This window comes from Veillonella sp., assembly GCF_015058545.1.
In the GTDB taxonomy this organism is placed as follows: Bacteria; Bacillota; Negativicutes; order Veillonellales; family Veillonellaceae; genus Veillonella_A.
Genome location: NZ_SVCB01000034.1, coordinates 24,400 through 37,125, shown reverse-complemented (window position 1 = coordinate 37,125; position 12,726 = coordinate 24,400). Strand labels below are relative to the sequence as shown.

Sequence of the window (12,726 nt, the reverse complement as noted above, 5' to 3'; positions counted from 1 at the left end):
GGAAGACCGGTTTCTTTCTTGGCTTCCAGTAACAGTTCAATACCTTCCGCCTTCATGCCCTGGAAGTCGTAAGGGGAAGTTCTCGGTTTAAATGCGCCGCCTCTCAGCATGGTTGCACCAGCCGCCTTAACGCCTTCTGCCACTTCTCGAATCTGTTCCGGGTTCTCAACGGAGCAAGGTCCGGCGATAACCGCAAAGTGACCGCCGCCACATTTTGCCCCTAGAACATCTACGATGGTGTCTTCCGGATGGAATTTGCGATTAGCTTTTTTGAACGGTTCTTGAATGCGCGTTACTTTTTCAACAAAATCTAACGATTCAATTTGGCGCTTATCTACGAGTGAGGTATCGCCGATGAGGCCGATTAATGAGTAGTTGTCCCCTTGACTGGGGTGTAACGTAATCCCTTGGGCCTCTAATTTTTGGCGTAACTCTTGAACTTTCTCCGGGGTAGCATTTTCCTTCAATGTAATAATCATAGTAATCTCTCCTCTTTCGTCACTTATGAATATTTGAAAACAGGTTTCGTTCATAAATTCAAATCCTTTACTGCTTGTACAACCTTCGTTGCTTTCAATAATTACTTTTAAGTGATAGTAAAAAAGGAGCTACCCGCGTGCACTACGGGTAGCTCCTTAACTATACTAAGCCTGACAATGATACCGAAATCAGCGTAGCCCAAATAGTCCTTTACCCGTTGCCTGGATAAAGAACCAAAAATAGAAGTATTGGCTGTTCATAGTGCTGATAGCAGTATTCATAATATTGGCTCCTCTCTTAAAGTGATTGCCAACATTATAAACCTAAGTTTCTATTCTGGCAAGTCTTTTTTTGCAAAACATTCGTAAACTTCAGGTAAACTAATTATTTAGTTGATTATGCGACTTATTGCTGAGCTTATTGTAATGATAGCGCTTGACTAAAAAAGAAAAGCCGGCGAGGTGCCGGCCTTCCTGGCTTGATTTATGACGCTGTATTACTCTAAATCGTCGAAGTCGAATGCGGCTGCTTTCGTATAGTTCGTAACTTTTGCTTCAAAGAAGTCCGTCTTAGTGCTATTGAGGTTGGAGAAACTTTCAATCCAAGCCATTGGATTTTCTTTGATATCCGGATAGAGATGTTTAAGGCCGATGGCTTCTAAACGAATATTAGCCAAGTATTTAATATAACGTTCAATCAATACATTGTTGATACCGAGGATTTTGTCATCCGTAATGTATTGGCCCCATGCGATTTCGTTTTCCGTACCTTGACGGAGCATGTCCGTAAGTTCCGCTTCCAATTCCGGTGTAAATAACTCAGGACGTTCGATGCGAAGTTCACGAATGATGTTTTGGAATAAAACGAGGTGCGTTACTTCATCGCGGTTGATGTATTTAAAAATCGTACTGGTTGCGGTCATCTTGCCCTGGCGTGCCAAGGTGTAGAAGAAGCTGAAACCGGAGTAGAAATAAATCCCTTCCAAGATGTAGTTCGCCATGATAGTGCGAATCAAATTATGTTCCGACGGATCATCGCTGAAACGTTGGTAAATGTCGGCGATGAAACGGTTACGCGCGAGGAGGTGTTCGTCCGTACGCCATTCGTCATAAATGCGGTCGCGGGTAATCGGGTTCGTTACGGTGTCCAAAATATAGGAGTAACTCTGAGCGTGAATTTCTTCTTGGAATGCTTGAATATTAAGCAATGAGGCCACTTCGGCAGCCGTAATGTAGCGGCTTAAGTTGGGTAAATTTTCACTTTGAATTGAATCAAGGAAATTGAGGAAGGAAATAATTTTGTCAAACGCACGGCGTTCGCTGTCGGTCAAAAACGGGAATTGTTTGATATCTTCGTTCAGCGAAATTTCTTCCGGAATCCAGAAGTTGTTGAGCATGGTGCGGTACATCTGGGTTGCCCAGTCATATTTGATGCGGTTCCATTCGCGCAAGTTGGTCGTATTGCCACCAATCATGCTTTCCGTGCCGCGCTCGCCATGTTCGTTAAAAATTAATTTTTTATCCATAATGACATTCACCCTTTCTATATAAGTTGTTGTCTTTAGTATAGCATATTAAAGCGGTTAATCGTATGAAATTTACGGCTAACCGGCAGTCATATTTGCTTATCAAAAGGCTATAAAATACCAGTGTAATTGATGTTTTATAACAATTCGCATGACTGCCGGTTTTGAAACCGTTTATCGTTTTAATTTAAATCAGGAAGAACAGCTGGTGCATTCGTCCATTTCGAGGGACTGATTGCGGATGTAGTAAATCGTTTTAATACCCTGTTTGTACGCTTCGATATAGAGGTTAAGAATCTCTTTGGCCTTAACTTGCGGTGTAATATACAAGTTGAAAGATTGAGCCTGGTCGATGTGACGCTGACGTACGCCGCAAGCGCGGATGCTCCACTGCTGGTCGATGGTGTGTGCTTCTTTGTAGAGCCAGAAGGTGGAGTTATCGAGATCAGGGGCCGTTTTTGGCGTGAAGCTGCCTTTCTTTTCTTCGATGAAGAATTTTTTGAAAATAGGGTCAATACCGGCTGTGGTATTAGCGATATTGGAAGTACTGCCGGTTGGGGCAATCGCCATGAGGTAACCGTTACGCAAGCCGTATTTAGCTACATCTTTGCGCAACTGTTGCCAACGTTCAGACGTATAACCGCGGCGTTCGAAGTAAGCACCGGTTTCCCATTCGGAACCTTTGAACGCAGGGTAGGCGCCTTTTTCTTTAGCCAATTCCATGGATGCTTTGATTGCGTAGTAAGCGATGTTTTCAAATAATTTGTCCGCTGCTTCAATGTGCTCTTCCGATTCCCATTGAATCTGATGACGCACTAAATAGTGGTGATAACCGCTCGTACCGAGGCCGATGGCGCGGTATTTTTCGCTGGTCATCTTAGCTTCCGGTACCGGGAACTGGTTGATGGAAATAACATTATCGAGCATGCGAATCTGAAGGGCTACATTGGCTTCCAATTCTTCGTCGGTGATTCGACCGAGGTTAATGGAGTTAAGGTTACATGTTACCATGTCGCCGGTCACTGTTTTAGTCGTGATGCTGCCATCCGGATTAATCACTTCTTCGCCGAGGTTGGTGAAACCAACGTTCTGCGCGATTTCGTGGCACAAGTTGGAGGCATAAATCATGCCCGCATGCTTGTTAGGGTTGGCGCGGTTAGCGGTGTCGCGGAAGAAAATGAACGGCGTACCGGTTTCTACGGCACTGCGCATGATTTTTTTCATCATATCCAAAGCGCTGACCTGGATTGGGTGAAGGTCAGGATTGTTTTCACAGAGGAGATAATGCTCGGTGAAGGCTTTGTTGTTTTCGTCTTCATCGTAAAAATCTTCTAAGTTGAAGCCCATAACCTGCTGCACTTCATGTGGAGCGAAGAGGCTGAAGTTTTCACGGGCGAGCAAACGTTCCATGAAGATGTCCGGAATAGCGATAGCCGGGAAGATATCATGGGCTTTACGACGATCGTCGCCGTTGTTGGTACGAAGCTCTACGAACTCGTAGAAGTCTTTATGCCAAATATCAAGAGTTACGGTAGCGCCACCTTTACGTTTGCCGAGCTGATCAACGGCTACGGCTGTATCGTTGTAAAGACGAACCCAAGGGATAACGCCGCCGGAAGAGTTTTTATAACCGCGAATATCACTGTTCAAGGCACGAACTTTACCCATGTAAATACCGAGGGCACCGCCGTGTTTGGATACGCGGGAGAATTTGCTGTTTACGTCGTAAATAGACCAGAGGTTATCGTCAACGCCGGAGATGAAGCAGCTGCTGAGCTGATGAAACGGCGTACCCGCATTGGCCAAGGTTGGCGTAGCGGTAGTCATTTTTAATTCGCTCATTAAGTCGTAGAATTTTTTGGCGAATTCTACTTTGCGATCCCCTTCGATGAGGGCCAGATGCATAGCGATAGCCATGAAACGTTCTTGTGGCAATTCATACACTTCTTTGTCGTAACCTTTTACAAGGTAACGATCGGCCAATAATTTGATACCTTCATAGTTGAAGAGGTAGTCCCGTTTAGGTTTGATGTAGTCGCCTAATTCTTCAAGTTCTTCTTCGGTGTATTGGGTGAGGAAGAAGTCCGCGTAGCGATTAGATTCTACTAATTTTTTTACTAATGCAGGGAAGTTGCCGTAACCGAACGCTTTGTATTTGCGTTGGATGGCCGCTTCTTTATATAAGTCGAAAAGGAACAGGCGGGCTGCCACAAACTGCCAATCTTGGTTCATGCGGTTAACCATGTTGCCGTAACCGTCGTCTACTTTTTGGATAACTTTTTCGATTGCAGTCTGAACCAAAATCTTCTGAATTTCTTTGGTGCTCATGCCGTCAACGAACTGTAATTTGGAGTCCATTTCGAGTTCGATAGGATCGCAGCTTTCAAGCCCCAAGCATGCGAAGGCAATCATCTTTTTAGTTTTTTCTACCGAGAGCGGTTCGTAATGGCCGTCTCGTTTTTTAATCATAATAGCCATGAATAAGGTTCCTTCCCGTTACAAAGTACTACATTTACACATAAAAATATGGCTCGCAAACAGTGACTTCACTGTATTTACGTAAGCCGTTGATACACTCATACCCTCTAAATACATCTATTTGGTACTATCGATGAGTTGTATTATAAATCAATATCTTGTATACGATATTAGTTATCATATACAAGATACACCTCATTATACTATTTTCCGACGGTGAAAAGAAAGAGGGAAATGTCAATCTGTATTGAATTTTTTGCATATGATGAATGAAGATTTCGGTTGGTGGAATTTAATGACTTGACATTTTAAAGTTGTGAGAATGTATAGGGGTGTAAGCGGGTTCACAAGTAACGATGACTTGCTTATGACGTTTGCAAACGGTCAATGAGAACGATGAGAAACTCAATAGTACATGTACTTTTCAGTAATATGGACAAAATGAAGGGCTCTGTTTGATGTATGATTTTTTGGCATACATACACGAGTTTTCAGACGATTTTTAACTTTAGGAGGCAACTATGGCTACAGGAACTAAGAATGTTTTGAAAAAAGAATTACAGCTTGTATTATTGGATGATGAATTAAAGGAAACTACGGTGCGCATCAGTGTACCGAAAGCGGATGTAAGCCGCACGGCAGCCGAAACAGTGGCAAATTTGTTGATTGCCAAACGTTTTATGACCAGTGCCAAAGGTAAGGTGTTAACCGGTTATAAAGGCGCTTTTATGGTAGAAAATACCAGTGCTCAATTGGTTGATTAATCGGTTGACAATATGGCTTAGTAGCTTGGTAAGTTTGTAAGTTAAGCTATCATGGCAGAAGCAAAGATTGGCTGTGTTAGCAGCAACCGGTCATAAGAGTAAAGTAGTACATATTTTAGTATAAATATATAGGAGGCTAATTATGGCAGACGCAACAGTAAAAGAAGTAGTAAAAATTCAGATTCGTTTAGATTTAGGTAATAATAAAGTAAAATCCGTAAGCATTGGTAATGTTAATCCGGAACTTAGTAATGCGGATTTTGAAGAAGTGGGCCAGGCTATGGCCGAACTTTGTGCCTATCCGTACAAAGATGTGGTTCGCGTAGAAACTACGACCATGACGCCACAGGCTTAAGGCTTTGGCTGTGGGGCTGCCGAACAAGTAGCAGCGCTACAAAGTCCGGGTGATGTTAGTAAAATAACCTGGGAGATTTTAGGAAATTAATATAAATAAAACGGTGTAATCTGTATAAAACAGGTTGCACCGTTTTTTTATATTGAAAAAATTTGAAATAGAGTGCTCTTTAGTATAGGCAGTTATATTATATTTAAGTTATAATAAAAATATATAAAAGAGTTCTTATGTCTTATATTTTTAGTTTCATATGGAGGCATGATATATGACAATGTTTAATATGAAAAAGAAAGCATTTCTTGTTTTGGCCGGGTTGGCCATGGTGTCCGGCACTGTATTGGGCGCCGGTAATAGTGCCACTACAGCTAATGGTACTACGGCGCTTACCGGGAGCGACAAAGATTTGGCCGCTGTTGTTAATTATGCGACTCAGGAAGCTGTTAAGGCAGGATCGCCTTATGTAAACCGAGGCATACCAAAACAGGTGTTAGAAGCGTTTATGCCGGCCTCGGGGGCTAAGACGGTGCTTACGAATGAAAGTAACTCCTTGTATAAAGAACAAGCTTTACGGGTAGCTTTCCCTATGACGGATGCTTCGAAGTATGGTTTGGTGCCGAATTTTGACGGTTTCCCAAAACAGATTCCGTCTTTTGCTAACAATGTCTCCGTGTTTTATAGTCCGCAATTTATAAAAGCCGGTGGGGAAGCACAGGTTAGTTTCACCGGTACGGCTTCCGAAATGGCACCGTATATCGGAGAAGCCCTTAAGTTAGCGATTATGCAGACTAATTTAACAGATAGCCGTTCGGTTTATGTAAAAATGGAACCAAATTCAGACATGCAATTTGCCGACAGTTTACGCGAATTATTACCTGGTTATAAAATCGTTACAACGCCTGAACTAAAGAATCTTGGGCCGTGGCGTGATTTCTGGAGCGATATTATCGACGTAAACTCCGTAAATAGCGAAAATTATGTAACGGATCAGTTATTCGATACGGATACGAATAAAAAAGCGCAGCAGCAACTGCTAGGCTATTATTCGTATAATTACAATATGGTGAACTTGGATGATTCCTATACGTATTATATTTTTAGCGTAGGGACGACATTTAACCATGCGTATGTAACCGGTGCGGCTGTGAATAAAGCGGGTTCGGAGATTGTTTATTTTTACAAACAGAAGTAGGGGCTGTGATTAATGAGGTGTTATTATAAATCCGAATGTTTTGTAGAAAACGTGTATTAACGTTCGGCAAAGTTTATTGACCCTAATTTTTTACTATGTTAAAATGAAAGAGTAATATTCAGTCATTTCGATGGAGGTTAAAGACACATGATTCAACGGTATACAAGAGAAAAAATGGGCCATATTTGGAGCGAACGCAACGAATTTGACCAAATGTTGGAAGTAGAAATTCTTGCTTGTGAAGCACAGGCTGAATTGGGCATTATCCCTAAAGAAGCAGCTAAGGTTATTCGTGAAAAAGCAAACTTTGACGTAGAACGCATTCACGAAATTGAAAAAGAAACGAATCATGATATTATTTCCTTCGTAACCGCTGTCGGCGAATACGTTGGCGAAGAAGCCAAATACATTCACCTCGGCCTTACATCTACGGACGTAAAAGATACGGCTCTCGGCTCTATGATGAAACAAGCTTGTGACATCATTTTGGAAGACTTACATCAGTTCCGCGATGTACTTCGTCGCCGTGCCGCTGAATTTAAATACACCCCAATGGTTGGTCGTACCCATGGTATTCATGGCGAACCTACAACTTTCGGCTTAAAACTTTGCCTCTGGATGGCTGAAATTGAACGTGATATTGAACGTTTGGAACATGCAAAGAAAAACGTAGCCGTTGGTAAAATGTCCGGCGCCGTTGGTACTTACTCCGTTAACGATCCGTTTATTGAAAAATATGTGTGTGAAAAACTCGGTTTGGAACCGGTAAAAATTGCAACTCAGGTTATTCAACGTGACCGTCATGCTGAACTTTGCAGCACCTTGGCCATCATCGCCAGTACTTTGGATAAAATTGCTCTTGAAATCCGGCATTTACAACGTACGGAAGTGCGTGAAGCGGAAGAATACTTCAGCCCTAAACAAAAAGGCTCCTCTGCTATGCCTCACAAACGTAACCCAATTACTTGTGAACGTATCTGCGGCTTAGCCCGTGTGGTACGCGGCAATGCGCAGGCGGCTTTGGAAGACGTGGCTTTATGGCATGAACGCGATATTTCCCACAGCTCTGTTGAACGTGTAATTTTGCCGGATAGCACAATTACTGTTGACTACATGTTGTCCTTGGCTATTAAAGTTATCGACAAATTGTTGGTATACCCTGACAACATGATGAAAAACCTTGAATTGACCGGTGGTTTAATTTTCAGCCAGCAAATCTTAACAGCTTTAGTTGATAAAGGTGCTGTTCGTGATGAAGCGTACCGTTGGGTACAGCGTCATGCTATGGCTCGCTGGTTGGAAGGCAAAGACTTCAAAGCAGGCCTTAAAGGTGATGCGGATATTAAAAAATATCTTACCGATGAAGAAATCGACCATCTCTTCGACCCACATCGTATGTTGAGACATGTGGATACGATTATGGCAAGATTCGGATTATAATAAAATAGCGCGAGATATATAAACCCCGAGAAGCTCCTCATCTAAGGCTTGGTTTCTGCAAGCAGAAAAGACCCTTAGATAAGGACTTCTCGGGGTTTTTCCATATAACCTCGCGCTGTTTCATTACGGGGAGGTGGGGAAGGAGGAGAGGCTTGGTTTCTGCAAGCAGAAAAGACTCTTAGATAAGGACTTATCGGGGTTTTCTCTGTCTCCTTCTCCCGGCATAGTGAATACGGCGCGAGGTGCTGAGCGAAGCCCTGAGAGATCCGCGGCTGATATGAGATGATAGAAAAAAGTGGCGAGGTATCACGGTAAAAGGGTCTTCCTTCAAGCCTTTGGACGCGATACCTCATCCTCCCTCGTCCCCGTATAGTGAATGCGGCGCGAGGTGCTGTGGGAGGAGAACCAGAGCGGTCTTCAGTGTGAGGTACTTAGAGAAAAATGGTTGGCGTATCACGGTAAAAGGGTCTTCCTTCAAGCCTTTGGACGTGATATGCCAACCATTCTTTTTATGCTTCACCGGAGTGCCCTCCGGTTCTCCGACAGCCCCTCCGCCGTTTTACTTAATTCCTTCTAATGCTTGTTTTTTACTTTCTTTACCGAAGCTCAACACTACGAGTGCAATGATGACGAAGACGGAGGCAAAGAGGTAAAAAATTGAGTCCATGTGCATTTCATGGGATAGGAGAAAACCGACTAAAAACGGGGCGATGATGCCACCGATACGACCGATGCCGGCGGCCCAACCGGAGCCGAGGCCACGGATTTCGGTAGGATATAATTCCGGCGTGTAGGTGTAAATAACACCCCAAGCGCCTAAATTAAAGAATGACATGCAAATGCCGGAGGTCAATAACATGGCTTCCGAGGTGGCATGACCAAAGAAATAGCTGCTGATGCCGCTACATAATAAATAGAGCGATAAGGTATAGCGACGGCCGATTTTATCAACTAAATAGGCTGCTGAAATGTAGCCCGGGAATTGTGCTGTGGTCATGATTAAGAAGTATTCGAATGATTTTATAATGGTAAAACCTTGTTGATAGATTAACGAAGGGAGCCACATGAAAATGCCGTAGTAGCTGAAAACAATGCCAAACCAGGTAATCCATAGCATAGCAGTGCGCAAGGCATATTGTTTGTTCCAAAGCGTGCCAAGGGTAGGGCGAGAGTCGTTGGCTGTTAACATAGTTAAATCGTCTTTGGTGCAACGCGTGAGAGGAACCTTGGTAGCGGCCTCTACTTGAGCGATGGTTGCGTTCAGTTGGTCAAGTTTTTGCTGTTTAATCAGATAACGTAAGGATTCCGGCATGTGGGAGCGAATGACCCCGGTATAGAGGGCTGGTAAAGCCCCAATGGCAAGGCCGATACGCCAACCGTAAATCGGAATGATAAGATAGGCGATGAGAGCTGCTAAAAGCCAACCGATAGCCCAGAAGCTTTCCAGCATGACGATGAAACGGCCACGGGAATCTTGCGGTGAATATTCGGTAATCAAGGTGGCTACTACAGGGAGTTCACCACCGAGGCCAAGGCCTACCAATAAACGACAGACGAGCAAAAACTCGTAGTTAGGTGCCATGGCTGATAGGGCCGTGGCAATACCGTACAGCAACATGGTCCAGGTAATGATTTTTTTACGACCTATATGATCCGCTAAAGCACCGGCCAATACGGCGCCGATGGCCATGCCCAAAAGACCTACACTGCCGAGCATACCGATTTCTGTGCCCGTGAGATGCCATTCTTTGGTTAATAACGGCATGATGAAGGAAATAATGCCCGTATCCATGGCGTCAAAAGCCCAGCCGATGCCGGCAATGAGTAAAAGTTTGTAATGAAAGCGATTAGGTTTCATCGTGTTCAATTCATTAATAATCATCGAGTCACCCCTAAATTTTTATACCTAAGAATAGAAACGTGGAAATAAAAAAACTAAAAAGTATACAGATTGACCATGTGTATACTTTTTTAACTATACAGCAAGAATTATCAGATAGCAAGGCTTTTTTGAAAAAAGTAAGCAAGATGATTATATGAAAAAACACCGGACAGTTATGCGTCCGGTGCTACTATTATGTGTAAATCCTGTAATGCTTTGATGATGCGATCCATTATGTCGGGCGTGGGTGCTTCAATCAGATGGGTGTGAAGACCGTTGTTTAATCTGGAGAGCAAACCACTGGTAGACTCTTTTTGTTTGTTTAAAAAGGCCTCAATATCGTCGTCTGTTTTGATTAACAAGGGGGCAGTGAGCGTCCCGTACACGTCGTGGTTGACAGATACATTGTGAACCAGGCCGCCCATGGCGACGATCGTGTGTAATTCCGTCACTACATCCTCCGGCTTATGACGGCAGGTTATGGTGCGTAAAACGCCCTGCGTTGGAGCTTTGCTGATTTCATATCCTTTTACGGTGGAACGAATCGGATAACCGGCGGCACGGAGCGCGGCCATGTCGTTTACGATTACCTGTCGTGTAACCCCGTAACTCTGAGCTAATTCATCACCCGTCAGCGGTGTTATACTTTCATTTAATATAGTTATGAGCTCTTGGCGTCGTTTTTCCTTTTTCTTCATGGGCTGGTTCACCTTGCTGTGACAACAAATAGGGGATTGAAATATAAGGCTGTGGCAGTGCACGTCCACACCCTTTGCTAATTTATAGAATAACATTTAAATACTTACTGCTGTTTTCTATTATTTTAGCTCATTTTATAGAATCATGCACTATAGTGACATGAAACAATATAAAAAATCCCTCCTCCTCAGCATTATAAACACGGCGAGAGGTCTTTGGGAGAAAACGGAGAGGTCCTCGGATGAGGGCCTTTTTGCGAAGCAAAACCAAGCCTTAGCCGAGGAGCCTCTCCGTTTCTCCATGCCTCCGCCGTTTTACCTAATGCATACTTTTGATTCGTGTGGTATAATGAGGTGTATGAATGGCTCTTATTAATTTTTTTAGAGCAGGCCATACCACAACTGACACTATGTGATACAAATGGAGGTTTGAATATTATGGCAACTAGTATGGTTATCGGAACCCAGTGGGGCGATGAAGGAAAAGGCAAGATCGTAGATTATTTAGCAGAACAGGCGGACGTCGTAGTTCGTAGTCAAGGCGGCAACAATGCAGGACATACCGTAGTAGTTGATGACGTAGCATTTGCGCTTCGTTTATTGCCTAGTGGGATTTTATATGACAATAAAATCAATGTGGTAGGCACCGGTACAGTTATCGACCCTAAAGTTCTTTTAGGTGAAATTGAAAACTTGGAAAGCCAAGGCAAAAGTGCTAAAACATTGCAGATTTCCAATCGTGCTCATGTAATTTTGCCATATCATAATCGCTTGGATGAAGCGGAAGAAGCCTCTAAAGGCGCCTTGTCCATCGGTACGACCAAGAACGGTATCGGCCCTTGCTATGCAGATAAAGTAAATCGTATCGGCATTCGCATCTGCGATTTGATGAACGAAGAAGTTTTTAAAGAAAAATTACAGTACAATGTTAAGATTAAAAATAAAATTTTGCGCGAAGTATATGGCGCTGAACCGGTAGATTACTATGAAATTTTAAAAGATTACTTAGAATATGCCGATCGTTTACGCCAATATGTACAAGATACAAATTACAATGTAGTATCTTACATCAAAGATGGTAAAAAAGTATTGTTCGAAGGTGCTCAGGCAACTATGCTTGACCTCGATCATGGTACTTATCCATTCGTTACGAGCTCTCATCCTATTTCCGGTGGTGCTTCGGTAGGCGCCGGTGTAGGTCCTAATTATTTGAAAAATATCGTAGGCGTGGTTAAAGCGTATGCTACCCGTGTAGGTGCAGGCCCATTCCCATCCGAACAATTGAATGAAATCGGTGATTTACTCCGTGAAACCGGTCATGAGTTCGGTACCGTAACCGGCCGTCCTCGTCGTTGCGGTTGGTTAGACCTCGCTGTAGTTAAATATGCAGCTGACCTTAACAGCCTTGATTATTTGGCAATTACCCGTCTTGATATTTTGGACAAATTGCCTGAAATTAAAATCTGTGTAGGTTATACTTTGAACGGCGAACCGGTTAAAGGATTCCCGGCAGATTTACAGGTATTGGAACAATGCGAACCGGTATATGAAACGTTACCTGGTTGGCAGACAGATATTAGCGGTATTCGTCATTATGATGAGTTGCCTGAAGCGGCTCGTCGTTATGTAGAACGTATTTCGGAAGTAACCGGCGTTCGTCTCGGTATCGTATCCGTAGGTCCTAACCGTAAACAGACTATCGTGTTGGAAGACGTATTCGGAGCTTAAGAGCGCTTGTATAGTTGGAGCCTAACAACTCTCGTATAGTTTTTTTTGCATGAAAGCACAATAAAACAGTAAGTAATTTAGCCACTGAGTTAATTCGTTGACTCAGTGGCTTTTTAGCAGTATTACCGGAAAATATCATGTAGAAGCGGATGTTATGGGCTGTTTGATAAACTTCGTTTTGCAATTT

At 43.2% G+C, this 12,726-nt stretch carries 9 protein-coding genes and 1 pseudogene; 5 read left to right on the top strand and 5 right to left on the bottom strand.

Annotated elements, in window-relative coordinates; translation table 11 throughout:
* The 3 genes and pseudogenes from E7204_RS02010 to E7204_RS02000 form a co-directional block, all read right to left on the bottom strand.
* Positions 1-479 (bottom strand): annotated as a pseudogene (locus E7204_RS02010) (3-deoxy-7-phosphoheptulonate synthase); the annotation flags it as partial.
* Positions 480-976: 497 nt separating this feature from the next.
* Complete coding sequence (locus E7204_RS02005) at positions 977-2,005, bottom strand: ribonucleotide-diphosphate reductase subunit beta (protein WP_156704110.1); 1,029 nt, start codon at positions 2,003-2,005, stop codon at positions 977-979.
* Between the two features lie 192 nt (positions 2,006-2,197).
* Positions 2,198-4,483, bottom strand: a complete 2,286-nt coding sequence (locus E7204_RS02000; protein ID WP_295181049.1) for a ribonucleoside-diphosphate reductase subunit alpha — start codon at positions 4,481-4,483, stop codon at positions 2,198-2,200.
* 521 nt (positions 4,484-5,004) lie between these two features.
* On the opposite strand from E7204_RS02000, the gene E7204_RS01995 reads away from it, so the two are divergent.
* The 4 genes from E7204_RS01995 to purB all read left to right on the top strand — a co-directional run bounded on the left by E7204_RS01995 (position 5,005) and on the right by purB (position 8,231).
* On the top strand, positions 5,005-5,247 hold the full coding sequence (locus E7204_RS01995; RefSeq protein ID WP_295181047.1) for a DUF2922 family protein: 243 nt from the start codon (positions 5,005-5,007) through the stop codon (positions 5,245-5,247).
* Positions 5,248-5,389: 142 nt separating this feature from the next.
* Positions 5,390-5,602: a hypothetical protein gene (locus tag E7204_RS01990; protein ID WP_295181045.1), complete on the top strand. Its 213-nt coding sequence runs from the start codon at positions 5,390-5,392 to the stop codon at positions 5,600-5,602.
* A gap of 265 nt (positions 5,603-5,867) precedes the next feature.
* Positions 5,868-6,791, top strand: coding sequence for a hypothetical protein (locus E7204_RS01985; protein WP_295181043.1), 924 nt, complete (start codon positions 5,868-5,870; stop codon positions 6,789-6,791).
* Positions 6,792-6,938: 147 nt separating this feature from the next.
* The gene (gene purB, locus E7204_RS01980; RefSeq protein WP_295181041.1) at positions 6,939-8,231 is read left to right on the top strand and encodes an adenylosuccinate lyase; all 1,293 of its coding nucleotides are present in this window, start codon (positions 6,939-6,941) and stop codon (positions 8,229-8,231) included.
* Positions 8,232-8,790: 559 nt separating this feature from the next.
* Here purB and E7204_RS01975 read toward each other — a convergent pair.
* Entirely contained in the window at positions 8,791-10,113 is a 1,323-nt protein-coding gene (locus E7204_RS01975; protein WP_295181039.1) for an MFS transporter, read from the bottom strand.
* Between the two features lie 173 nt (positions 10,114-10,286).
* A complete protein-coding gene (locus E7204_RS01970; RefSeq protein ID WP_295181037.1) occupies positions 10,287-10,823 on the bottom strand; it encodes a transcription repressor NadR in 537 nt (178 codons plus the stop codon).
* 426 nt (positions 10,824-11,249) lie between these two features.
* Between E7204_RS01970 and E7204_RS01965 the strand changes: the two genes are divergently transcribed.
* Positions 11,250-12,539, top strand: coding sequence for an adenylosuccinate synthase (locus E7204_RS01965; protein ID WP_021842061.1), 1,290 nt, complete (start codon positions 11,250-11,252; stop codon positions 12,537-12,539).
* The last annotated feature ends 187 nt before the right edge of the window (positions 12,540-12,726 follow it).

Coding starts and splice junctions, on each gene's coding strand:
- E7204_RS02005 (WP_156704110.1), bottom strand. CDS start 2,005: ATGGATAAAAAATTAATTTTTAACGAACATGGCGAGCGCGGCACGGAA.
- E7204_RS02000 (WP_295181049.1), bottom strand. CDS start 4,483: ATGGCTATTATGATTAAAAAACGAGACGGCCATTACGAACCGCTCTCG.
- E7204_RS01995 (WP_295181047.1), top strand. CDS start 5,005: ATGGCTACAGGAACTAAGAATGTTTTGAAAAAAGAATTACAGCTTGTA.
- E7204_RS01990 (WP_295181045.1), top strand. CDS start 5,390: ATGGCAGACGCAACAGTAAAAGAAGTAGTAAAAATTCAGATTCGTTTA.
- E7204_RS01985 (WP_295181043.1), top strand. CDS start 5,868: ATGACAATGTTTAATATGAAAAAGAAAGCATTTCTTGTTTTGGCCGGG.
- purB (WP_295181041.1), top strand. CDS start 6,939: ATGATTCAACGGTATACAAGAGAAAAAATGGGCCATATTTGGAGCGAA.
- E7204_RS01975 (WP_295181039.1), bottom strand. CDS start 10,113: ATGATTATTAATGAATTGAACACGATGAAACCTAATCGCTTTCATTAC.
- E7204_RS01965 (WP_021842061.1), top strand. CDS start 11,250: ATGGCAACTAGTATGGTTATCGGAACCCAGTGGGGCGATGAAGGAAAA.